Origin of the sequence: Pseudoalteromonas sp. UG3-2, assembly GCF_037120705.1 — a bacterium.
GTDB lineage: Bacteria > Pseudomonadota > Gammaproteobacteria > Enterobacterales > Alteromonadaceae > Pseudoalteromonas.
Genome location: NZ_JAWLJU010000002.1, coordinates 1,281,869 through 1,303,665, shown reverse-complemented (window position 1 = coordinate 1,303,665; position 21,797 = coordinate 1,281,869). Strand labels below are relative to the sequence as shown.

The 21,797-nt window shown below is 46.4% G+C and carries 21 protein-coding genes; 5 read left to right on the top strand and 16 right to left on the bottom strand.

Annotated elements, in window-relative coordinates; all coding sequences use genetic code 11:
• Nucleotides 1–224: 224 nt before the first annotated feature.
• The 6 genes from R3P39_RS09170 to R3P39_RS09145 all read right to left on the bottom strand — a co-directional run bounded on the left by R3P39_RS09170 (nucleotide 225) and on the right by R3P39_RS09145 (nucleotide 5,381).
• Nucleotides 225–1,394 (bottom strand): glutathionylspermidine synthase family protein, encoded by a 1,170-nt coding sequence (locus tag R3P39_RS09170; protein WP_336567052.1) that lies wholly within the window; start codon nucleotides 1,392–1,394, stop codon nucleotides 225–227.
• A 104-nt stretch (nucleotides 1,395–1,498) separates the two neighbouring features.
• On the bottom strand, nucleotides 1,499–2,083 hold the full coding sequence (locus R3P39_RS09165; RefSeq protein WP_336567050.1) for a DUF1190 domain-containing protein: 585 nt from the start codon (nucleotides 2,081–2,083) through the stop codon (nucleotides 1,499–1,501).
• Nucleotides 2,084–2,092: 9 nt separating this feature from the next.
• A complete protein-coding gene (locus tag R3P39_RS09160; RefSeq protein WP_336567049.1) occupies nucleotides 2,093–2,497 on the bottom strand; it encodes a DUF350 domain-containing protein in 405 nt (134 codons plus the stop codon).
• 16 nt (nucleotides 2,498–2,513) lie between these two features.
• Nucleotides 2,514–2,879, bottom strand: coding sequence for a PilZ domain-containing protein (locus R3P39_RS09155; RefSeq protein WP_336567048.1), 366 nt, complete (start codon nucleotides 2,877–2,879; stop codon nucleotides 2,514–2,516).
• Nucleotides 2,880–3,080: 201 nt separating this feature from the next.
• A complete protein-coding gene (gene ettA / locus R3P39_RS09150) occupies nucleotides 3,081–4,745 on the bottom strand; it encodes an energy-dependent translational throttle protein EttA (protein ID WP_336567047.1) in 1,665 nt (554 codons plus the stop codon).
• Nucleotides 4,746–4,901: 156 nt separating this feature from the next.
• Nucleotides 4,902–5,381: a hypothetical protein gene (locus R3P39_RS09145; protein ID WP_336567046.1), complete on the bottom strand. Its 480-nt coding sequence runs from the start codon at nucleotides 5,379–5,381 to the stop codon at nucleotides 4,902–4,904.
• A 669-nt stretch (nucleotides 5,382–6,050) separates the two neighbouring features.
• Between R3P39_RS09145 and R3P39_RS09140 the strand changes: the two genes are divergently transcribed.
• The 3 genes from R3P39_RS09140 to R3P39_RS09130 all read left to right on the top strand — a co-directional run bounded on the left by R3P39_RS09140 (nucleotide 6,051) and on the right by R3P39_RS09130 (nucleotide 7,440).
• Complete coding sequence (locus R3P39_RS09140) at nucleotides 6,051–6,449, top strand: hypothetical protein (protein WP_336567044.1); 399 nt, start codon at nucleotides 6,051–6,053, stop codon at nucleotides 6,447–6,449.
• Between the two features lie 74 nt (nucleotides 6,450–6,523).
• Entirely contained in the window at nucleotides 6,524–7,015 is a 492-nt protein-coding gene (locus R3P39_RS09135; RefSeq protein ID WP_336567043.1) for a hypothetical protein, read from the top strand.
• A 38-nt stretch (nucleotides 7,016–7,053) separates the two neighbouring features.
• Nucleotides 7,054–7,440 (top strand): rhodanese-like domain-containing protein, encoded by a 387-nt coding sequence (locus tag R3P39_RS09130; RefSeq protein WP_336567042.1) that lies wholly within the window; start codon nucleotides 7,054–7,056, stop codon nucleotides 7,438–7,440.
• A gap of 71 nt (nucleotides 7,441–7,511) precedes the next feature.
• Here the strand turns inward: R3P39_RS09130 and R3P39_RS09125 are convergent, their stop codons facing one another.
• The 4 genes from R3P39_RS09125 to R3P39_RS09110 form a co-directional block, all read right to left on the bottom strand.
• Nucleotides 7,512–8,318: a methyltransferase domain-containing protein gene (locus tag R3P39_RS09125; protein ID WP_336567041.1), complete on the bottom strand. Its 807-nt coding sequence runs from the start codon at nucleotides 8,316–8,318 to the stop codon at nucleotides 7,512–7,514.
• A gap of 8 nt (nucleotides 8,319–8,326) precedes the next feature.
• Complete coding sequence (locus R3P39_RS09120; protein ID WP_336569280.1) at nucleotides 8,327–9,082, bottom strand: Nif3-like dinuclear metal center hexameric protein; 756 nt, start codon at nucleotides 9,080–9,082, stop codon at nucleotides 8,327–8,329.
• A gap of 136 nt (nucleotides 9,083–9,218) precedes the next feature.
• Nucleotides 9,219–10,295 carry an efflux RND transporter periplasmic adaptor subunit gene (locus tag R3P39_RS09115; RefSeq protein ID WP_336567039.1) on the bottom strand — a complete coding sequence of 359 codons (1,077 nt, stop codon included), beginning with the start codon at nucleotides 10,293–10,295 and terminating at the stop codon, nucleotides 9,219–9,221.
• A gap of 14 nt (nucleotides 10,296–10,309) precedes the next feature.
• Nucleotides 10,310–13,420 carry an efflux RND transporter permease subunit gene (locus R3P39_RS09110; protein ID WP_336567037.1) on the bottom strand — a complete coding sequence of 1,037 codons (3,111 nt, stop codon included), beginning with the start codon at nucleotides 13,418–13,420 and terminating at the stop codon, nucleotides 10,310–10,312.
• Nucleotides 13,421–13,674: 254 nt separating this feature from the next.
• Between R3P39_RS09110 and R3P39_RS09105 the strand changes: the two genes are divergently transcribed.
• Nucleotides 13,675–14,112, top strand: coding sequence for a hypothetical protein (locus R3P39_RS09105; protein ID WP_336567035.1), 438 nt, complete (start codon nucleotides 13,675–13,677; stop codon nucleotides 14,110–14,112).
• A gap of 120 nt (nucleotides 14,113–14,232) precedes the next feature.
• Here R3P39_RS09105 and R3P39_RS09100 read toward each other — a convergent pair whose 3' ends face one another.
• From R3P39_RS09100 to dinG, 6 genes are all read right to left on the bottom strand, one after another.
• Complete coding sequence (locus R3P39_RS09100; RefSeq protein WP_336567033.1) at nucleotides 14,233–14,406, bottom strand: DUF2496 domain-containing protein; 174 nt, start codon at nucleotides 14,404–14,406, stop codon at nucleotides 14,233–14,235.
• Nucleotides 14,403–14,675, bottom strand: a complete 273-nt coding sequence (locus R3P39_RS09095; RefSeq protein WP_336567031.1) for a late competence development ComFB family protein — start codon at nucleotides 14,673–14,675, stop codon at nucleotides 14,403–14,405. The genes R3P39_RS09100 and R3P39_RS09095 overlap by 4 nt, the downstream gene beginning before the upstream one ends.
• A 63-nt stretch (nucleotides 14,676–14,738) precedes the next feature.
• Nucleotides 14,739–15,644, bottom strand: coding sequence for a histone deacetylase family protein (locus R3P39_RS09090; protein ID WP_336567030.1), 906 nt, complete (start codon nucleotides 15,642–15,644; stop codon nucleotides 14,739–14,741).
• The gene (locus R3P39_RS09085) at nucleotides 15,644–16,243 is read right to left on the bottom strand and encodes a primosomal replication protein (protein WP_336567029.1); all 600 of its coding nucleotides are present in this window, start codon (nucleotides 16,241–16,243) and stop codon (nucleotides 15,644–15,646) included. The genes R3P39_RS09090 and R3P39_RS09085 overlap by 1 nt, the downstream gene beginning before the upstream one ends.
• Nucleotides 16,240–17,019, bottom strand: coding sequence for a sulfite exporter TauE/SafE family protein (locus tag R3P39_RS09080; RefSeq protein ID WP_336567028.1), 780 nt, complete (start codon nucleotides 17,017–17,019; stop codon nucleotides 16,240–16,242). The genes R3P39_RS09085 and R3P39_RS09080 overlap by 4 nt, the downstream gene beginning before the upstream one ends.
• Nucleotides 17,020–17,021: 2 nt before the next feature.
• Nucleotides 17,022–19,091, bottom strand: a complete 2,070-nt coding sequence (gene dinG, locus R3P39_RS09075) for an ATP-dependent DNA helicase DinG (protein WP_336567027.1) — start codon at nucleotides 19,089–19,091, stop codon at nucleotides 17,022–17,024.
• 180 nt (nucleotides 19,092–19,271) lie between these two features.
• Here dinG and R3P39_RS09070 point away from each other — a divergent pair, with 180 nt between their 5' ends.
• A complete protein-coding gene (locus tag R3P39_RS09070; RefSeq protein WP_336567026.1) occupies nucleotides 19,272–21,605 on the top strand; it encodes a DNA polymerase II in 2,334 nt (777 codons plus the stop codon).
• The last annotated feature ends 192 nt before the right edge of the window (nucleotides 21,606–21,797 follow it).

Below are 21,797 nucleotides of genomic sequence, written 5' to 3'. Positions count from 1 at the left end.
TTACCACGGCAATGGTTATTAAGGTTGAGAATAAGACTGCTACTCGAAGTGCAATACCCCAGTGAACATCGCGAATGAGCTAATCGAACTTGGGGCTTACTGTGCAACTGCATAGCATTACCATCACAACAGGGGAGGTTGTTGTTGCAGTAGGGCCATGGATCCGCTCAACGCTTTGGTACTATATACTGTAGTATAAGAGTTAAGCTTGTGTTAATTTTTATTTAACCAAGGATGATGTGAGGTAAAAATCGGCTTAAATCTTGGGTGATGAGACTACTGTCTTCTCTGACGCCGATACCCACGGCATTGTCGCCAACCATCCATGATCCTATCAAGGTACGCATACCAGAAAACTCTGGTAAGGCATGGTAGGCTTGGTAGATATAGCCCTCAGCGCCATAGTCACCAGAAGATTGCGCTAGCAACTGACCATTACGATAAATGTCGATATTAGCGCCTTCACGAGAAAGTAAGGGCTTTTTGACATAACCACTGGGGTGATGCTGGAGCTTACTTTTGTCTGCTTCAAAATAGGCTGGCAGTAAGTTCGGATGGTTCGGAAAGGTCTGCCACAGCAAGGGCAGTATCGCTTTATTTGATAAAATGGCTTTCCATGCCGGCTCAAGCCACTGGGTATTACTCGCCGTCAGCGAGTGGCTATATTCATCAGTAAACATAAACTCCCATGGGTATAGCTTAAACATCCAATGGATTGGTTGTGACTGGAGGTCAACAAACTGGTCGTCAATGAGGCCAATATCCTCTATAAAACCCTCTCGTGTTTTCAATCCTGCCGCCATAGCACAACTGCGCATATATTGAATTGTGCCTAAGTCTTCGCTGCTGTTTTTGCAGCAGGCAAAGTGCAGCGGCTGGCCGCGGTGGAATTTATGTAACTGATAAAAACGCTCAATCAATGCTTCTTGCAGGCTGTTAAATTGATCTGCGTTTCTTGGTAGCTGACCGGCGTCGACTTGCTGTTGCAGCCACAGCCACTGCCAGTAGCCAGTTTCAAATAACGACGTGGGAGTATCATAGTTGGCCTCAAGCAGTTTAGCCGGTGATTTGCCATCGTAGCTAAAGTCAAAGCGACCATAAAGGGCTAAGTCACGGCGTCGCCATGAGCGGGTAACCAGTTCCCATTGCGACGGTGGTATCGCGAATTGTTGTAACAGGGCTTCGTCATTGCAAACCAACTCCACTACATGGAGCAGCATTTGATGTAACTCTTCGCTAGGAGCTTCGAGGTCTTGCTCTATTTGTTTCAGAGAAAACTGGTAGTAGGCGCTTTCGTCCCAATACTTTTCACCGTACATGGTGTGAAATTCAAACCCATGTGCTTGGGCTTGTGCCTGCCAATCGGGCCGCTCTTTGGCTGTTATTCTAAACATGGCGAGTATCGCTTAATTATTCTTGTGAGCCATTGCTGTTTTGCTACACCACTTGGTTGGTCTAATTAAGAAGTGTGGCGGCAGGTATGGAGCTAGGGAATTCCCTAGCTTCCCCAGCTGCTTCTAGAGGCACTGCGGCCAAAGCCGCCACGGCTCCTGGTGACTGATTTTGCTCTGGGTTTATAATTGAGCTTGGAACTTTTTACGGTGGTTGTGCCAGCAGTTCGAGAAGAAGCAACAAAGTCGTTTTGCGAGTTGCGATAGCTAAAAAAGTCGTCTCTTGCTCGGTATAATGGCTTGGCACCTGAGTAGTAGCCACCGCTTAGAAAGGCCGCTTTTTTGCGTTTGCGCTTTTTCATCATGTCTAAGCCTTCGTCGACGGCTTCAGCAAGTGCCGCGACCATAAAGCCAGCCATGATGGGGCGCCAAATTCCACCAGATTCTTCACAGCGGTCGTAGCCAAAATCACTTTCACACAAGCGCTCAGCAGCGTACTTGGGGGCTTCCTGCTGATGGTTTTGTAAGGCTTGCTGGTATTGGTACTGACAAGCTTCTTGCTCGACACCAAAAGATGTACACTCATCAACATCTTGAAAAATAAGTGCTGACTCGTCGCGGTCACCACAGGCTGTAAGGCCACCGGTTGCGCCCATTAATAAAGTCAATTTGATTGATTTACTCCTTTTCATCTCGACTCCTTAATAGGTCATACACGCGGCATTTAGAATTCCAGTCGCCAACGAGGCACCGCCTAAAAATAGCCCTGCACTGATATGGTTACTTTCGATTTTTTCCGACAGTTTGGGCATGTACAGTCTAACGATAAAGAAAGTAATTAACTGCATAACCCCAGCAATAACACCCCAAACAGCAAAGTCGATTAGAGAGACGGCGTTGACGGCGGCGCTAGCAATAGGCAAAACAAAACCAATGATGGTGCCACAAAACGCAGTGGCAGCCGCAGGATTATTTTCTTTGACTAACTTCCACTCACAGTGAGGAGTAATCTTGGTGTATACAAACAAAAATAACAGCGTCAGAAGGTAGGCTAGGCCAAAGTAGGTAATAAAGGGGATAAATCCTTGTAATGACTCCAATATCATAGTTTTCTCTTATTATTTAATTATCTTCATGGGTAAGCTGCTCCAGCTCGCGATGCAGTATATCATCATCCCCTAGGTTCAATTCAATCAAACGTTTTAAGTGTGACACACTTTCCAAATCAATTTGGCGACAATGCAGCCCCAAATGACCCAGTTCAACATGGCGTACTTCTACCTCCATGGTGATTTTAATGTCACTGTCAGGCAAGTAAAAAGTAAGGCTAGCGGGATCATTTTTCAGTGGCACATAGCCATCAGGCAAGGTGACTAACGCGCCATTGAGTGAAAGGTCTAAAATTTCGCAGGTAAAGTCACCACTCGACGCCATAAAACGCGCCTCATTGGTAAAGGTTACTCTGGAAAAACGTCTGCGTTCTTTCATACTCGATCCTAAAAAAAGTCATAATTTAATAATAGCTTATTTAACGCAAATGAGAAAATTCAAGTGCTTTTAAGCTGGCTAAGCAAAACTTTAGCGATGAATTACAAGGGTAGTATTTGTGTTGATAAAAACAAAGCCGAGCGGGGGATTTATGGTAATAAAAAAGCCCCAATCAATGGGGCTCTTTTATGGTGTTGGTGATTAACCAATTTTTTTGTATTTGATGCGCTTAGGCTCTGCCGCTTCTGCACCATAGGTTTTCTTCAACCACTCTTCGTATTCGGTGTAGTTACCATCGAAGAAGTTCACTTGTCCTTCATCACGGTAGTCGAGAATATGGGTGGCAATACGGTCTAAGAACCAGCGGTCGTGGGAAATACACATTACGCAGCCTGGGAATTCCAAGATGGCGTTTTCTAGGGCACGAAGGGTTTCGACATCGAGGTCGTTGGTTGGCTCATCCAGTAACAGTACGTTACCGCCAGCCTTCAGTAGTTTCGCTAAGTGGAGACGGTTGCGCTCACCCCCAGAAAGCTCTTTGACAAACTTCTGCTGGTCATTGCCTTTAAAGTTAAAGCGGCCGACGTATGCCCGGCTTGGTACTTCAAAGTTGCCAATTTTTAGAATATCTTGGCCGTTAGAGATCTCTTGGAATACGGTGTTGTTGCCGTCCATATCATCGCGGAACTGCTCAACTGTAGCAATTTCCACAGTCTCACCAATGGTGATATCACCGCCGTCAGGTTGTTGCTCACCGCTTAACATTCTAAACAGAGTTGATTTACCTGCACCGTTGGCACCGATGATCCCAACAATTGCACCTTTAGGCACGGTAAAGCTTAAATCATCAATTAATAAGCGGTCGCCAAAGCCTTTGCGTAAATTATTCACTTCAATGACCTGATCGCCTAGACGTGGACCCGGTGGAATAAATAGCTCGTTGGTCTCGTTACGCTTTTGATAATCGTTTTGCTGCAGTTCTGTAAACTGTGCCATCCGAGCCTTAGATTTTGCCTGACGGCCTTTAGGATTTGAGCGCACCCACTCAAGCTCTTTCTCAATAGACTTTTGTCGCGCTTTTTCTGACTTTTCTTCTTGCTTCAAGCGTGCATCTTTTTGCTCAAGCCATGAAGAATAGTTACCTTCCCATGGAATACCATGGCCGCGGTCAAGCTCTAAAATCCAACCTGCAACATTATCAAGGAAGTAGCGGTCGTGGGTAATGGCAACCACGGTGCCTTCATAGTCGTGTAGGAAGCGTTCTAGCCAAGCAACCGACTCGGCATCTAAGTGGTTGGTAGGCTCATCCAGCAGAAGCATATCTGGCTTTTCTAATAGTAAGCGACAAATAGCCACACGGCGGCGTTCCCCCCCTGACAGGTGCTCAATTTTAGCGTCCCATTCAGGTAAACGCAGCGCGTCAGCGGCACGCTCAAGGGCATTATCGAGATTATGACCATCGTGAGCTTGGATAATCGCTTCCAGTTCACCTTGCTCTTTAGCTAGCGCATCAAAATCCGCATCTTCCATCGCGTATTCGGCGTAAACTTCATCTAACCTTGCCAGAGCTTGTTTTACTTCACTCACTGCCTCTTCAATGGTCTCGCGCACGGTTTTACTTTCATCAAGTACCGGTTCCTGCGGCAAATAACCAATTTTAGTGCCAGGCTGAGGGCGTGCTTCGCCTTCAAACTCGTTATCAACGCCAGCCATAATGCGCAGTAGCGTCGATTTACCCGCACCATTTAAGCCTAAAACACCAATTTTAGCGCCAGGGTAAAAGCACAGTGAAATATCTTTAAGAATAGTGCGCTTAGGTGGCACAACCTTGCTCACCCGCGACATGGTATAAATATATTGAGCCATGAGTTTCCAATCTCTAATTTGATTTAGTTGTATTTTAGAGAAAGCCTTACGGGGCTGCAATGTTGACAGGAAACTTTGTTATTGTGCTAACAACAGGCGGTGAGTATTGAAATAAGCTGCAATGCATAGATAGACAGCATTTAGGGAAGAAGCGAGTTACTTAACTAACACCGAATACTCAAAATCGTTATGCTGTGAGTTGGCGGCGATCACCACCTGATAGGTCTTTTTGCCCAGCACCACATAATTGACTATGCCAACCTTCAATGGTTTAGGAGTACTGTCTATATCCATTAACCAGACGCCAGCTTCGGTATCTGCGGCTAAATTGATTAGCGGCCTGCCGCCACTGTTGGGGATGTACAATGCAGCATGATGGCTTTTGCCCCAAATCGCTTTGAGGTCATCGTTTTCTTTTACTAAGGTATAACTGGCGGGGCCCGATGGTCGGATTTCATTGTGCTGACTGACTTGGCATTGACTGCAGGCGATTGTGGCAGCAGTGCGGCTGGTTTGCAGTTGGCCGTTAAAAATGATCCCTTGGCTATCGATTTGCCATAACGGTTGACCCTCTTGATATTGATTGCAGGCAATCAACATCGTCATCATCACTGCTATGCTTAAGTGCTTTTTCACTTTAGCTGCTCCAAAGGACCTGATTATTCATGCCGTAAAACAAGCCAGTAATAACTTATTTTACCCCTAGGCTTATAATAACGAAACGCCATGTATGCTGTATAGATACAAACGTTAACGAATGTAAAAACAAAAAGAGGACTTCGCCAGACAAATACCGATACGGCACTTAGGCTTTTCTGAGGTTGAGAAGAGGCTTAAATGGTGTGCTTTAGATACTCACTAGCACTAAAGTGACTGGTCTGGTAAGGTTTTTTGCTTCCTTATAGGTCCCTTGCCAAAGTGAAATATGACCGTTTCGGATGGAGCCATTTTTTAAAAAGGCTATACAAACATACTTCCTAGCCGAGTTAGCTTGGCGTTTATTCTCTCCTGTTAATGTGACATTTACGTCGCAAAATGATGTCTATTTGAATACAGCAGCACAGAGCGGCAGAGCGATAGGCGATGAGACTATTTTATACCTCAAGTTGTAGTTGTTTGTACCGATAAAAATCTAGCTTTACTAAGGAAAGAGGAAAGCTGATGACCATTTAAGTTCAACCACTAGCAAGCTGGCCCAGCCTCACCAAAAAGGCGGAGATACCCGCTGCGCAAACGCCAGCGCCGGCACTTTCAGATAGCAACACAAGTCCCAATGAAAAAACCTCAAAAGCATTGCCTGCGGCTGTGCTGCTCTCTAAGGAGTTAGATGACGAAGCGGCTAGCTATAAAGAAGATAATGCGGTGTTCAAAGAAGACTATGAAGCACTCGAACAAGCCATGGAGTTGGTACAAGCACAAATGACCCAATTGCAACAGCAAATTACCACCCTGAAACAAGCACCAGCACAGCGTTACCCTAACATCGATAGCTCACAACAAGGTGTCGAGTCTAATGAGCGATTGCAGCTCGAGCATGTGGGCAGCAAGAAATATCGAGATGCGACCAAAATTGATGAAATTAAACACTTAGAGCACCAATTGTCAGAGCTCAAGCAGCTGCAAGCAGAGCTCAAAGTGAATATGTTAAAAATGATTTTAGCAGAACGTAAGCGGCTGGAAGAGTTGGCGCGCAAAAGCCGCTAAAGGAAGAAATTAGGGTGGCACACAGGTGTTGAACTATGCTTTAACACCTGTGTTAGTTATTAAAAGGACATAAGATGAAGAGCAAAGCGGCAGTGGGTATGCTGTTATTTAGCTTCTTTAGTCATGGGAGCTGCCAAAAAGATGAGCACCGTCAATTTGATTTTTGGTTGGGGCAATGGCAAGTAGTGCGCGACGATGGCCAACTGGCCGGCAGTAACCAGATCACCAAAGGTTATAATGGCTGCGTGATTAAAGAGCGCTATCAGGCGGTATCGGGTTTTCATGGTGAAAGTGTTAACATCTTTGACGTCACCACTGGGCGTTGGCATCAAACCTGGGTCGACAGCAGTAGACTGTTATTACAATTACAAGGCGGCTGGGAAGACGGCGCAATGGTGCTGCAGGGTGATCGCCAAAACCTGCAAGGCGTAAAGATACAAGACAAGATCACTTGGCGGGTAAATCGTGATGGCTCAGTCCGTCAGCTGTGGCAAACTAAAGTGGCCGATGGTGACTGGCAAATCACCTTTGATGGTCACTATCAACGCCAGCATCAAAGCCAGTAACACAGGCCCTATAAACATAAATTACAATGAGGTTTTAAATGAAAAAGTGGATACTGTTCACCCTAATAATAATCAGCAGCACAGCGTTTGCGGCCGAGTTTGAATCTGTGTCACAGCAGCAGTTGTTGGTCAATCAAATGAGCGCTGAGCCAGATGTGATTGTGGATGTTAGAAGCCCTCAAGAATACGCCGCTGGTCACATCAAAGGCGCCATCAATATCCCATTCAATCAACTTGGTAAGTATCAGCAACAATTGCAAGCTCTCAAAGATAAAACCCTGGTGGTGTATTGTCGCTCAGGCAGAAGAGCAGGGATTTTTATTGACGCTTTGCAGCCTAAGGGCTATTCATTAAAACACCTTGAAGGGGATATGAACGGCTGGCAAGCCGAGTCGTTACCCGTTATCCGCGAAGACAAAAAATAGAGCATTTATTGCGGTGAGCGAGACGGAGTTAATGGCTGCAAAGAGCGTAAGTTAACTCCTTTATGGTTGTTTTAGCGCTGGTGCTGCAACATCAGGTGGGTATAACGACCTATTGAAGCATACGGCTCGCTGCGATTGTATTTCAGTTCTAACGCCAGCAAACTGGCAAAGTCTTCATCGGCCTTGTTTAGCTCTCGCAGGTAATCGTGGAAGCATCGCACCCCGGTTTTTTGCAAAGTAATGAGGTTGGCCTGTTGCAGCCACAGGGTAACATCCGCGGCTTGCAGCGGTTTATTCGGGCTCAGGCCTACCTTTTGTTTTACTTTCAGCCCTTTGTTGACGTAATCAAAGTTGCCATACACCATATTTGCCATCACTTGCGCTTCGTAATTGAAATACATCAGCGACAAGTAGCCATCGGCGCTTAGCTGGCGCTTGAGTAAATCGATGGCTTGTTGCTGCTCAACCAGCCATTCCAATACCGCATGGCACAAGACTAAATCAAATTGCCCCAACGCCAGTTGCTCGATATCTTGCAGTGGTGAGTGGATAATTGTCACCTTATCGCTGAGACCCGCCTGCTGGGCTTTTTGTGCAGCAATATCGAGCATTTCTTGGGAGATATCGACTAGGGTCACATGATGGCCCTGAGCGGCCAAAAACAAGGCTAACTGACCTTGGCCACCGCCCAAGTCTAAGATGCGTTTGCTGGGGTCCTGACCAAGCCAGCCCACTTGCTCCTGAATATCGCGTTTAAGCACCGCTTCGCGGATTTTCCCCTTATTGGTGCCATAAATGTTTTGCTTAAATTTATGGCTGAGTTCAGTAAAGTTTCTGTCGCTCAGAGGGGCTTTGTTAGCGTGTTTCTTCCTAGCCATGGGCAAGCTTATACTGGGTTATCGATATCAATAAATTCAACTTCAAGATCATATTGCGCCGCTAAGTATTCGCCTAACGCTTTTGCACCATAACGCTCAGTGGCATGATGTCCAGCAGCAAAAAAGTGAATTTGCTGCTCGTTTGAAGAGTGAATGGTTTGCTCTGACGCTTCACCAGTGAGGTAAGCATCAACTCCCTGGCTGGCTGCTAAGTCAATAAAGCTTTGTCCGCCACCGGTGCACCAAGCGATGGTTTTTATTTGATGTTCGCCAGCAACGTTTAGCAGCGGCTTACGCTGTAATTTTTGCTCTATTACCGCGGCGAATGCCTCAGCCGTCATAGGTTGTTTTAGCTTGCCTTTTACTGCCACGCTGTTTTTATTCCAAGGCTCAAGAGGGCGCTCATATTCAATGCCTAATAAATCCCCTAACTGGGCGTTATTACCAAGCTCGAGGTGAACATCTAAGGGCAAGTGGTACGCCAGTAAATTAATATCGTGAGCGAGTAAGGCTTGGATGCGGCGTTTTTTCATACCGGTGATGCACTGATCTTCGCCTTTCCAAAAGTAGCCATGGTGGACCAAGATGGCATCGGCGCCACGCTCAATGGCGGCATCAATGAGAGCTTGGCTTGCGGTCACGCCGGTGACAATTTTTTTAATTTCTTCTTTGCCTTCAACTTGTAAGCCATTTGGACAGTAATCACTGATCTGAAATGGTTTAAGTAACTCGGTAAGTTGGTTGACTAATTTTGTGCGTTTCATCATATCCCCCAATAGTTAATGGCCGCTAGTTTAACTGTTTTAAGGGAAAAGAAAAAAGGGCGGGGAGAAAAATAGAAAAATGAGCCAGTTCATCCATGAAATGGCTCATTGGGCTAGTAATTTTGTCATTGACCACTTAAGGGCGAGTTTGCACCTCAACTTGTTGCCCGCTCTGCAGTCGTTCGGCGCCACGAATTGCCACTTTATCGCCCGGATTTAAGGCATCGGCTGTACTTGGGATCACTTCCAGCCATTGGCCTTTACCGCTACCAACACGAACCGGTACTTGCTGCGCTTTATTCTCGGTGTCAATTTTAACCACATGCGTACCTTGCTTACGTAAGATTAAGGCGTCTCGATTGACTAGTAATGCCGCTTTGGCACTGGCCAATGGTACTGTCACATCAACCAATTGACCCACCGCCCAGCTACTTTGCTGTTGCGGTGTAAGAGCCGCTCGGATCTCCACCGTTTGAGAGCGGGGATCGGTGGATGGGATCACCGCAGACACCACGGCTTTGCTGCGCTGGGGTTGTGATAGGTCACCGGTGCTAATGGGCAATTCCAGACCTGGCTGGAGGTAGCGCAAATACTTAACTGGCACATACAGGCGCACCTCTAAGTTTTCAAGATCAAGTACCGACAACAGCGGCTCTGCGCGAGTTACATCGCGACCGGGTCGCTTCAAGCGCTCACTCACAACGCCGTTAAAAGGGGCGCTAATGGTGGCACGACGTAGCTTATCTTCAATCACTTGCAGCTCTACTTTCGCAAGCGCAATATCCGATAATGCCAAATCATGTTTGTTTTGCATGGCATCAACCTGGCTCTTTGCAGCACTGCTGCTTTCGGCCAGTTGTTGCAGGCGTTTAAGCTCTTGGCTGTATAATCGCACGTTAATTTCAGCCCGTTTTAGCATTTCTTGTTGCCGTGCTTTATCCAGTTCCAGAGGCAAGGTATCCATGCGCACCAGTGGCTCGCCTTTAACCACATGGGTACCTGGCTCCGCCACGTAGAGTAAGCGGCCATTAACGCCAGCAGTTAGGGTAACGTCGCCCTTGCCGTAGATGGTGCCGTTAACGGCAATTTCACTGGTGAGCGGTGCCTTGGTTACTTCGGCAACGCTAACAGGAACCACTGCCAGAGCGGGTAGGGCTATTAAACAGGCGATAAAATTCAAAAGTAGGTAGCTAAATTTAACAACGCTTTTCATTGTTCTCTCACTGATCACTGGTTGGCCACTAAACTGAGCGGCGTTTTTGTCGTTTCTGCTGTAGTGTTTGATGGCGGCGTTTGGCGGCCAAGTTGCAGCAAGCTGGGCATAAGAATAAGGGTGAAGATGGCGCTGATTGCCATGCCACCGACGATCACTGTGGCTAAGCCACGATAAATCTCTGAACCCACACCCGGCATTAGCATTAATGGCAACATGCCGAATAAGCTAGTTAGGGTACTTAAGTACACGGGTCTGGCTCGCAGGAATACAGCTTGTCTAACGGCATCTTGGCGCGGCATACCGCTCGCCATAGCAACGCGAGTTTGGTCAACCAGCAAAATGGCATTATTCACCACCAAACCAAGCAAAATGATAAAACCAATCATGGTTAATAAATCAAGCGACTGGAAAGTGAATAGGTTGAGAACAAATAAGGCCAGTACGCCACCGGCAATGGCTAACGGCATAACTAATAGCACTAAAGCACTGTCTTTGGCCGACTTGAATAGCGCCGTCATCAACAAGAACAGAATAAATAACGCCAGCGCAAAGTTAATCGCCATCTCTGTCATGGCAGAATTCATTTTTTGTGCATTGCCCCCTAATATTGCTCCAGCGCCTTCTGGCAAGCTGGCTCGAACCTTGGGCATTACCTGTTCAGATAAAATCGTTTGCGCTTGTTGTAAACTCATATTGGCAGGGGGAGTCACCACCACACTTACTGTACGTCGACCATTCACACGGCGCAATTGGGTGGGGCCCACGGTGCGCTCAACGTTGGCCAGTTCACCTAAAGTTTGCACCCCAGATAACGGCGTCACTATAGGTAGGGCTTTTAATTCTTCAGGAGTTTGCCAGCGTTCCCCCCGCAAAATAACATTCATGCGCTCATTGCCGTCGAAATATTCATTAACGAATAAACCACCGGTATAGGCTTGTACTGCTCGAGAAATATCACGGCGAGTAAGCCCTGCTTGAGTAATACGACGGTCATTAGGCGTAAGTTGTAATTCTGGCTCTGCCATGTCTAAGCGCGGTTGTGGCTGAGCGGTGGCCTCAGGAAAAGCGCTTTGCACTTCTTGCAAGGTGAGCTTGGCGGCACTGACAAGAGTGTCTAGATCGGCGCCAGTCAGGTCGATATTGATATTGCGACCATCACCGCCATTGGCCACTTGGATCATCGAGCCGCGGAAGAAAAACACTTGGGTGTCGGGGAGGTCGACAAAGATTTCTTCTTTTGCTACCTGCATTAACTCCTCAACCCGCTGCGGGTCGGCTGAGTAAATAAAGCCACCGGCATTGGCGCCAAAGGCATAAAAGTTAAAGTCTTTAATACCAGGCTCTTTGTCACCGAGGTAATAGGGCATTAAGCGCTTTTTCGCACGCTGTAGTAGCTCTTCTTCCATAAATTTCACATTACCGCCTGGGGGCGTAATTAAACTAAAGAAAAAGCCATCCGTTGGTGCTCGCGGCATAAAGTCTGTTTTAGGTAACATGGTCATGGTCGCAACAACTGAGCCGCCCAGTAATACGGTGATCCAGCTCAATTGTTTTACTCGGCTATTAGTTAGTTTCATTATCAGTGTGGTCAGGCGTTGCCAATATTGACGGTACGGGTCTGCCGTTGAGCCAGTGTCTGGCCACAAGTAATTCGCCAGTGGAATAATCGTAATGGCGCAGATCATCGAAGCGATAACCGCAATAGATAAGGTTAATGCCAAGTCAGAGAAAAGTTGCCCTTCAATGCCAGCCATAAACAAAATGGGTAAGAAGATGGCGACGCTGGTGGTGGTAGAGGCGAACAAAGCCCCGGTCACTTGAGCGGCGCCTTTCAGAGCAGCCTTCTTAGTATCAAACCCTTCACTGCGTAACCTAGCGATATTCTCTTGCACTATAATGGCGGCATCAAGCACCAAACCTACGGCAAAGGCAAGGCCTGCCAGTGAAATGACGTTGAGGCTGCGATCAAATATATTTAAGGCCAAAAACGCCACCATTAACGACACAGGTATGGTCGCTGCAATAACAAACGTTGCTTTAAAGCCGCGGAAAAACAACCAGAGTATTAAGCAAGATAGAAGCACCCCAAGGCCGAGGTTGCCTTTCACCAGAGAAAGGGCGTTACGGATATGCACCGAAGCATCAAAACTAAGCTCAATGGTAAGGCCAGCTGCTGCCAGAGGACCTTGGTTAAGCTCGTCTATGGCCTGGTTTATTTCATCTAGCAGTGCCACAGTATTGGCTTCATTGGCACGAATGAGACGAATGTAATAGGCCGGCTTACCATTGCGGCCACTCATTCCTAATTTGTCTGAGAAGGTTCTTTCAACCGTGGCGATATCACCTAAATAAATCGGTCTCTCACCAGAGTAACCTACGCGCATTTGCGCCATATCAGACAAGTCGTATTGGCCGGTAAATCTGACGGTATACTGTCTTCTACCGACATCGGCCAAGCCTCCTGAAGTGTCTCTTGAACTGGCTAATACATTACTTATTTGGTCTAGGGTGATGCCGAGTGCAGCTGCTTTATGGGGATCAAAGGTGATCCGCAACTCTTTCGGGCGCTGACTGGCCAAATCCACTCTGGCAATGCCGGGAATGCTGGCAAAACGTGGTTCAACTAGCTCATCGATTTGCTGCTGATATTGCGCCATATCTAAATCTAGACTGTCACTGTCATAGTTGGATGGCGTGATTTGTAACGTTGCGGTGGCTTCGCCATTGTTGCCGCCAGCAAACACCACAGGATCAAAGGCATCCAGCGGTAAAGGAGAGGCTTGATTTAAACGCGTTATGACATCCAACATAGCCTGCTGCATATTCGCGCCAACGGCAAAGGTAAGGGTAATGGCACCATTACCACGGTTAATATTGGTGTTTACTTCCAGCGCTCCCGGGGTATTTTTTACCGCGTTTTCCAGCGGCTCAATGATCACCGATTCGATTTCCTCAGGGGCGGCTTGGCGCCAACCAGAAAAAATGGTGATTTGGGGTTGCTCTATGTCAGGTGTTAGCTGGATCGGCAGCTTAAAAATACTCAGCATGCCAAACAACATGATGAGCACTAAAATGACAATTACACTCGCTGGGTTCTTGAGCGAACTTCGTGTCAGATTCATGAGGTTACTTCCACTGTGAGTTTGAGTGCATTGTAGTGAGATGAAAAAAAAGTGCCACTCTTGTGAAAATCACGTTCACAGCTTTTAGCGTTATTTTACCGGTATTTCGCTATAAGTTACCGATTTCGTAATACCTTGTAACGCTTTTTTGTATTTTGAAAGACTTTTTTGATCTCGGCCACCCTCTCTTTATGAGTGAAGTGAAATAATCCAGATAAAATTGACATGCGAACCCGAAAGAAAAGGAGACTTTGATGTTTGTAGCATTACCTTGGGATCATATTATTGGTGTACATTTCGTGCAGTGGATAGTGGTTGAGTGCAAAGAGGTCGGAGAAAAATTTGGTTTGCCTCAGGCATTACCGCCACGGCGTGATATTGCTTACTTTACCGACCCTGAGAGCGCGGAGTCTGACGCTAAGCGTTTTGCTCGGTATAAAAACCACAGGGAGAAAGGGGAGTTAGACAGCAACTACTCGCCTTATCTAAGCGACCATCACGGTTATTGCCATTATGGTTGGGATCATACGTATTTAGGAGAGCTTATTCGCCACGCGGTGCTTTACTGGGAAGATGGTAAGCACCAAGTAACGAAACCACACCGCAGTGACATTGGCTATTTTATTGATCCCAAACACAGTGAAAGCGATAGTATCTTTTTCGCCCAATACAAACTCGGCTTAATAGAGTAGCAACCCTAGCTGTTGGCTTCATGATACCAACTCAGGCAGTAAACGAGTTGGTATTTCGTTAGCCGTGAATGAAACGGTGTATGTGCAATGGCAGAGCAGCAGGGTGGCGCATTAACCTACTTATTGCTGACTTTTTTCTGCTTCGCTGTCACTTAACTTGTTTTCAAAATCGGCTTTTACGATCTCCAGCGCGGCTAAGGCATCTTGCGCTGAGACGTCATGCTGCTCCAGTAGCATGATGAGATCAACCGCGAGTTTTACATGGGTAGGGGCTTGGTCTAGGGCGTTATTCATGGTTGTAACTTTTTCTTCTTTGCGACTTCTGCAACGGCAACATCAATGGCTTTTTCTACTGCGGCTTCCATTTCCACACGCTCCGATTGTGGCAGGTAAAACTCCATATCAACATCGTAGCGAATGTATCGAGCTGGTAATTGATTGAGCACAGTACAACAAAAATCCGCCATCACATCATCATCGTATACCGTATCAAGCTTACGACTAACAATGTGGTCTACCACTAATTTTTCATAATAATTATGGATATCGTCATGTAACTTCATACTGCCTCCTGCAACAAGTGCTCTGCGTCGCCTTAAAAGGATACACCAAAGTGTGTGATCAGTTTATATCATAATAGCGAGGTTATCGAACAAAGCCAAAAAGGTTTGTTCATGAATATCAACAAGGTGCTTAACATCACGTTGATAACCACCACCAAGTGCAATGGCTAATGGAGTATTATGCTGTGCGGCCAATTGCATGACCAAAGAATCCCTGGCTTTCACACCTGGTTTAGAGACATTGAGCTGACCGAGCTCATCGCCTTGATAGATATCTGCACCGGCATTGTAGAGAATAATATCGGGCTGGTGGAGGCGAATAACCAATTGCAGAGCATCGCTTATGGTTTCCAAATAGCGCTCATCTTGGCATCCTTGTGGTAATGCAAAATCATAATCGGAGGCGGGCTTTACCCTAGGAAAGTTGCTTTCACAATGAACCGAGCAGCTGACTATGTTATCACGCAGTGCTGTACAGGTGGCGGTGCCATCGCCTTGGTGAACATCACAGTCAAATATCACCACCTTTTCAGCTAGCTCTTGGTTAATAAGGTGAGCTGCGGCCACGGCCCAATCGTTGAAAATACAAAAGCCACTGCCAAAATCTGGATGAGCATGATGATAGCCTCCGCTTAAGTTGGCTGCCACGCCGTGTTGTAAGGCAAATTTAGCAGCCTCAATACTGGCTCCCACTGAGGTCATGGTGCGTGCAACCAGCGTCTGGCTCCATGGGAAGCCCATTTTCTTAATCGCCTTATCGCTTAAAGTACCTTGTAAGAAGGCATCGACATACTCTGGATGGTGGCAACCCAAGAGCATTTCTCTGGTTGCGGCTTGCGACGGAGTGCTGAGGTACTGTGCTAATGGCCCTTGTTGCAGCCGGGCATACAGCTGCTGGTACTTGGAAATAGGAAAACGATGGTGCGCGGGTAAATCAAGTTGGCTGTAGCTGTGGTGATAATAAATCATTAGCGGTTTTGATTTTTCTCGACTTCTTGAATTTTTTGTTCAGTGGCTGAGATAGCCTTACGGCATCGACCTAAACGGCCATGAAGGGCTAAAATTTCACCATTGAGCTTGCTGGCTTGCTGTGGCGATGCTTTATCCATTTGTTGTTGACGAATATCGATCATCTCTTGTAAACGGCGTTCAAATTCATGGTTTTGTGATAACTCTTGGTACAGCTCATGGGATGACTGCATGATTTTTTGCACTGCTTTTTTATACACTTTGGCTTTTTTAGGGGCCTTATTTTTGTTTTCTTTTGCCCACACTGGGGTGGATTTTAACACCTTTAAAATGGCTTGTATTTGACTGCCAATGCGCTCAATGGCAAACGCGAAGGCGTGGCGCTGTTCGGATGGTGGCAAATGTGACATGGCCTCGGCAATTTCATCGACATAATCGCTTAACTTCAGACTTTTGGTGCGAAATACGCGGGTGTCGAATAAGCTCGGTTGCGCTTGAATGTAGCGGTTTTTGTCAAACCATTTGGCGTTATCGAACTCGGCCGCTTGTTGCTTTAAGCGATCCAGTTGCTGTTGCAGTTTAAAAAGTCCCACACTCATGAAAAGTAGGCCTCTACAATAAGTTTACCGGCAAGGGCGATGACCACCACATTAAATAGAGGCTTAATCAATTTATTGCCAAATTTAATGGCGGAATGAGCGCCTAACCAAGCACCAAGCATTAAAAACAGTCCCATGGTCACCCCCAGTAAAAAGTTCACGTGGCCCAAGGCTACGAAGGTGATCAGCGAGATAAAATTAGAGACAAAATTCATTGAGCGAGCGAGGCCGCAATTTATCAACAAGCTCATTTTATAGAGCATGCTATTGGATGCAGTCCAAAAAGTCCCTGTGCCTGGGCCCGCCATGCCATCAAAAAAGCCCAGCGCTAAGCCTTGTAGCCATTGTTTCACTTTGAGCCCAGTGGTCTTGTTTGGCAAGTGGTGAGACTCGGTGGGGCTGAGCTTGCCAACTAGGCTATAAATGGCCACGGCGATTATAATGATAGGAATTAACTTATTGAGAAACTCAATACTGAGCCTATCTACCAGTAACGTCCCAAGCATAGCGCCAATGGCCGTTGCCAGTATCGAAGCGAGCCAGAAGCTGGGTTTAAAAAGTTGCTTTTTGTAGTAGGTAAAGCTTGCTGTCAGTGAGCCAAAGCTGGCGGCCAGCTTATTGGTTCCTAAACTTAAGTGTGGCGGCAGGCCAGCGGTTAACAGTGCCGGCACAGTGAGCAAACCGCCGCCACCTGCAATAGCGTCGATAAAGCCGGCAGCTAACGCCACGGCGCAAAGCAGCGCCCAAGTTGTGGGCTCGAGTGCAAGTTCAAACATGGTTAGTCAATTTGCCTTCTATAAGGTGGCAGAGTATCAAGCATGGCTTTACCATAACGCTTTGTTATCAATCGCCTATCTAAAATGGTGATACGGCCAGAATCGGTTTCTTTGCGCAGCAGTCTACCACAGCTTTGGACTAATTTCTTGGCGGCATCCGGTACAGTAATGGATAAAAAAGGATTGCCTCCTTTACTTTGTACAAACTCCGCTTGCGCTTCTTCAATGGGGGAAGTGGGCACGGCAAAAGGGATTTTAGTGATGATCAGATTCTCTAAGTATTGCCCTGGTAAATCGAGTCCTTCTGAGAGGCTTTGCGTACCAAATAAAATACTGCCGCGGCCAAGATCAATATTGGCCTTATGACGAGTAAGTAAGGCTTCACGAGAAAGCTCCCCTTGCACCAAAATATTGAGTTTTTTACTTCTCAGCTTTTCAACTACGTGGTTCATTTGCCAGTAGGAGGCAAAGAGTACTAAATTGGCTTTTTGCTTATCTAGGTAGTCGGGCAGCGCTTGCGCTAAGTAATCACTAAAGGCTTTATTTGTGGGTTCGGTGGCCGTTTTAGGTAGGTGCAAAACGGCTTGATTAGGATAATCAAACGGTGAGTCGGCTTTGATGTATTTTACCCCTGGCTCTTTTGCTAAGCCACTTTCGTGGGCAAAGTGATCAAAGTTACCCAGCGCACTTAACGTCGCCGAACACAGCACGGCACCGGCACATTCCCGCCACAGTTTGTCTTTCAAAAAATAACCGACTTCAATGGGGCAGTCACACAATAAATGGTCGTGATGATGTTTATATTCCATGCGCTTGATCCAGCGGGCATGGGGCACGCTCTCATTGGTTTTTGAGTAGCTAAACCAGAGCTTGTTCAGCTGTTCAAGGCGGTTGATGTACTGACCACTTTCAACTAACAGCGGATCGGCTAAGAAGGCTTGGACATCGCCATCGGAAACATCACCAGACAGGGCATCATGCATTTTGCTTAGACAGCGTAAGGCGTCTTGAGTGGCATCGGCAATGTCTTTGGCCTTAACGGTGAGTGATTCTGGGACTTCGCCGTGACTAAAGCGGTAGGTGTCATCGTCGCTGTAATTGAAGTCAGCTTGGTCTAATATATCGCGCACCGCTCTTAAGTGCTTAGCGGCATCATTAGCGGCATCGTTAAGCTTAAAATTTTGCCCAATGGCTTTTTGTGATACTACGGTATTAGCCATTTTACCACTGAACTTAAGTAGCTTTTCGAGCCACTCTATGGTGCCTTTGATGGTTGCCGCAGCAGAAGAAAAGTCTCGGGTAATATGGGGTAAATGGTGGGCTTCATCAATGACGTAAAAGGTGTCGTCAGGCTCGGGTAAAATGGTGCCACCACCAAGCTCAAGGTCCGCCAATAACAGCGCATGATTGATCACCAACACGTCCATTTGCGCAATTTTTTGCCTGGCTAGATGAAAAGGGCACAGGTGATGAGATTTCAGTTGCCGCTGACAGGCATGTTTATCGCAGGCAATGATGTTCCACACTTTATCGGGAATGGTGTCTTCCCAGCTATCTCGGTCACCTTGCCAGCGTTTATCTTGGTATGCCTGGGCCAGCTCCCGTAAGCACTTTTGTTCCATTTGCGTCAGTGGGCTACTGGTGGTGGGCATCATCGACATTTGCATATCATCGTCGCTGATTGCCGCCATAAGCTTTTGCACACAAATATATCGTTGCCGGCCTTTGACTAAATCAAACTTGAAGTCAATTCCCGAGTGCTGCTGCAGAAAAGGTAATTCTTTGTTGATCAATTGTTCCTGCAAAGCCACGGTTGCGGTTGAAATCACCAACTTTTTTTTGTTGGCCAAAGCAACTGGCAAGGCGCCCAATAAATAGGCCAACGATTTCCCAGTACCCGTTCCAGCCTCAATGACACAGACTCGCTGAGTGCGGTGGTAATCTCCCGATAAGGTTTTGGCTATTTCAGCGACTAAATAGTTTTGACTTGGGCGCGGACGAAAGCCATCCAGGGCTGCAGCAACACTCTGATGTGCTTGGCGAATATTTTTTTTCAGCTTATCTGAGAGCATAAAATGTTGTGTCTCTGTTGGTTCTATGTGCAAAGTTTGAGCGTCACAGTGCGATACGGCCCTGAGCCTGAATGACTATTTAAGTATGTCAGCTTAGCGCTGCTTTTAGGTTGCCATTGGTATTCAATCAATAGGTGGATATAATCACAGTAACTCATCTATTTTAGGGCGGTATCTAGGTTGACACAAGCGATATATCAAGGCTTTGTTTTGTCTCGCCAGCAGCTGCAGGTAAATGGTCAGCTGCGCTTGTGTTATTGGCTTAAATCCTCTCAAGGGTTGTTGAAGGCCTGGGTGGAAGGTGAGCAGGCATTATTCTTTATTAAAGCAGAGCAAAGTCAAACGGCTCAGCAATTATTGGCTAACCATCAGCTTAATGCCAGCGTTGCAGACACCGAACTAAAGCACTTTGATCAAAGTGCCATGGTGATCCTCAAGTTTACTTCGATAAAGCATTACTATGAGGCAAAGCAGCTGTTAAGTGCTCATATGCCTCTATACGAAGAAGACATTCGTCATTGTGATCGGTATTTAATGGAACGCTTTATTCGTGGTGCGGCGTGGGTAAAAGGGCGAGCAAAGCAAAAAAATGGCTTTATTGAAATTGAAGATGCCCAGTTTAAGGCCTGTGACCATTATTGGCCGCCGTTGACGGCGCTGTCTTTAGATATCGAGTGTAACGGTGAAGGGGTGCTGTTTTCTATTGGCCTTGCCAGTGAGGGTCATAAGCGGGTGTTAATGATTGGCGAGCCGCAACCGTGTAAAACCGAAGTTATTTGGGTGGCAGATGAAATTGCGCTGCTGCAACAATTAGAAAGAGAGATCAGTGACCTTAATCCCGATGTCATTATTGGTTGGAACGTCATTGAGTTTGATTTTGCGGTGCTGGCAGACCGTGCTGACGCTTTGGGGCTTAGCTTACGGCTAGGGCGTGATGGTGGTGCGGTGTCGGTGTATCGAGGCAACTATACTCGGGTACTTATTCCCGGCAGGGTGGTATTAGATGGTATTGATATGATGAAAAATGCCACTTATCACTACGAAACCTTTAAGTTGAGCTTTGTTGCCGAAAAAGTGCTAGGAACCACAAAGTTAATTAGCCAAGACGATCGCTTAGAAGCCATTATCAACTTATTTCATCACGATAAGCCGGCATTAGCGGCGTATAACTTACGGGACTGTGAGCTGGTGCTGGATATTTTTTCAACCCTCAATTTACTTGAGTTTGCCCTAGCCAGGACACAATTAACCGGGCTTGAGCTTGAAAAAATGGGCGGCTCAGTGGCGGCGTTTACTAACCTCTACCTGCCATTATTACACCGCAGCGGATACATTGCTCCCAACCTCTCAGAGCATGGTCTTCACTTTGACAGTCCCGGCGGCTATGTGATGGATTCCAAACCTGGCCTGTACAAAAACATTTTAGTATTAGATTTTAAAAGCCTGTATCCATCGATTATTCGTACTTTTTGCATCGACCCCATGGGCTTGATTGAGGGGTTGAAATCACCGCAAACGGCCATTGCTGGGTTTAACCAAGGTATGTTTAGTCGTGAACATCATCACCTTCCTGAGCTGGTGCGAACCCTGTCTATGGCTCGAGAGCAGGCAAAACACAATGGCGATAGGATGTTGTCACAGGCGATTAAAATCATTATGAACAGCTTGTACGGGGTATTAGGGTCTAAAGGCTGTCGCTTTTATGACCCGCGACTGTCGAGTTCGATTACCATGCGCGGACATCAAATTATGCAACTGACCAAGCAATGGATTGAAGCTAAAGGCTATGAGGTGATTTATGGCGATACCGATTCCACCTTTGTCAGTTTGCCCGATCACTTATCGCAAGATGAATGTCAGCAGATAGGGCGGCAACTTAGCCAAGATATTAACCGCCTTTGGCAGCAACACTTAGCACAAGAATATCAGCTAGAAAGCCACTTAGAAATTGAGTTTGAAACCCATTACAGTCCGTTTTTTATGCCTACTATCCGCGGCCAAGAGGTGGGCTCGAAAAAGCGCTACGTCGGTCAAATACAAACCAGTAATGGCCCTGAGCTGGTGTTTAAGGGCATGGAGTCAGTAAGAAGTGACTGGACAGACATTGCCAAAGAATATCAGCAAGCGGTGATCCGAGCCTTGTTTGATGGAGAAGACCTTGAGGAAGTGACAAAGTTTTATATTAACCAGGTTTTTGATGGAAAAGTAGACGAAAAGCTTGTTTTTCGCAAAAGGCTTGGTAAAAGCATTGAGTTATATACAAAAAATATCCCGCCCCAAGTAAAAGCTGCAAAGCAAGCATTGGCTGCTGGGGAGTTAGAAAGTGCCAATAAAGGCAGTCAAATTCCCTACTATTTGAGTTTAGATGGGCCTGTTTACGCGAGCAAAAGTCAGTTACAAAACATTGACTACGCGCAATATATAGAAAAACAGATATTGCCAATTTACAAAATGCTTCCAAACGTGGGTCCACTTGATATTCGCTCAGATGGACAGAAAGCTCTAAGATTTTAACATTTTTTGTTTTCCTTATTTTGCCTCTAGCCACATGGCAGGTCTGTTGAGCTGTAGTGTTAAGCTATTTATTATCGGAAAGTTATGTCGATGCACGTCATGAAGGTGGAAACGATAATATAGTAATCTTGCACTCCAGCTCCCCAAGTTCGAAACAATTTCACGGCTTTATTAGAGCTAATAGCGGTAAAG

Excerpts from the sequence above, each read along its gene's own strand:
- R3P39_RS09170 (WP_336567052.1), bottom strand. The coding sequence starts at position 1,394 with ATGTTTAGAATAACAGCCAAAGAGCGGCCCGATTGGCAGGCACAAGCC.
- R3P39_RS09165 (WP_336567050.1), bottom strand. The coding sequence starts at position 2,083 with ATGAAAAGGAGTAAATCAATCAAATTGACTTTATTAATGGGCGCAACC.
- R3P39_RS09160 (WP_336567049.1), bottom strand. The coding sequence starts at position 2,497 with ATGATATTGGAGTCATTACAAGGATTTATCCCCTTTATTACCTACTTT.
- R3P39_RS09155 (WP_336567048.1), bottom strand. The coding sequence starts at position 2,879 with ATGAAAGAACGCAGACGTTTTTCCAGAGTAACCTTTACCAATGAGGCG.
- ettA (WP_336567047.1), bottom strand. The coding sequence starts at position 4,745 with ATGGCTCAATATATTTATACCATGTCGCGGGTGAGCAAGGTTGTGCCA.
- R3P39_RS09135 (WP_336567043.1), top strand. The coding sequence starts at position 6,524 with ATGAAGAGCAAAGCGGCAGTGGGTATGCTGTTATTTAGCTTCTTTAGT.
- R3P39_RS09130 (WP_336567042.1), top strand. The coding sequence starts at position 7,054 with ATGAAAAAGTGGATACTGTTCACCCTAATAATAATCAGCAGCACAGCG.
- R3P39_RS09125 (WP_336567041.1), bottom strand. The coding sequence starts at position 8,318 with ATGGCTAGGAAGAAACACGCTAACAAAGCCCCTCTGAGCGACAGAAAC.
- R3P39_RS09120 (WP_336569280.1), bottom strand. The coding sequence starts at position 9,082 with ATGAAACGCACAAAATTAGTCAACCAACTTACCGAGTTACTTAAACCA.
- R3P39_RS09115 (WP_336567039.1), bottom strand. The coding sequence starts at position 10,295 with ATGAAAAGCGTTGTTAAATTTAGCTACCTACTTTTGAATTTTATCGCC.
- R3P39_RS09110 (WP_336567037.1), bottom strand. The coding sequence starts at position 13,420 with ATGAATCTGACACGAAGTTCGCTCAAGAACCCAGCGAGTGTAATTGTC.
- R3P39_RS09105 (WP_336567035.1), top strand. The coding sequence starts at position 13,675 with ATGTTTGTAGCATTACCTTGGGATCATATTATTGGTGTACATTTCGTG.
- R3P39_RS09100 (WP_336567033.1), bottom strand. The coding sequence starts at position 14,406 with ATGAATAACGCCCTAGACCAAGCCCCTACCCATGTAAAACTCGCGGTT.
- R3P39_RS09095 (WP_336567031.1), bottom strand. The coding sequence starts at position 14,675 with ATGAAGTTACATGACGATATCCATAATTATTATGAAAAATTAGTGGTA.
- R3P39_RS09090 (WP_336567030.1), bottom strand. The coding sequence starts at position 15,644 with ATGATTTATTATCACCACAGCTACAGCCAACTTGATTTACCCGCGCAC.
- R3P39_RS09085 (WP_336567029.1), bottom strand. The coding sequence starts at position 16,243 with ATGAGTGTGGGACTTTTTAAACTGCAACAGCAACTGGATCGCTTAAAG.
- R3P39_RS09080 (WP_336567028.1), bottom strand. The coding sequence starts at position 17,019 with ATGTTTGAACTTGCACTCGAGCCCACAACTTGGGCGCTGCTTTGCGCC.
- dinG (WP_336567027.1), bottom strand. The coding sequence starts at position 19,091 with ATGCTCTCAGATAAGCTGAAAAAAAATATTCGCCAAGCACATCAGAGT.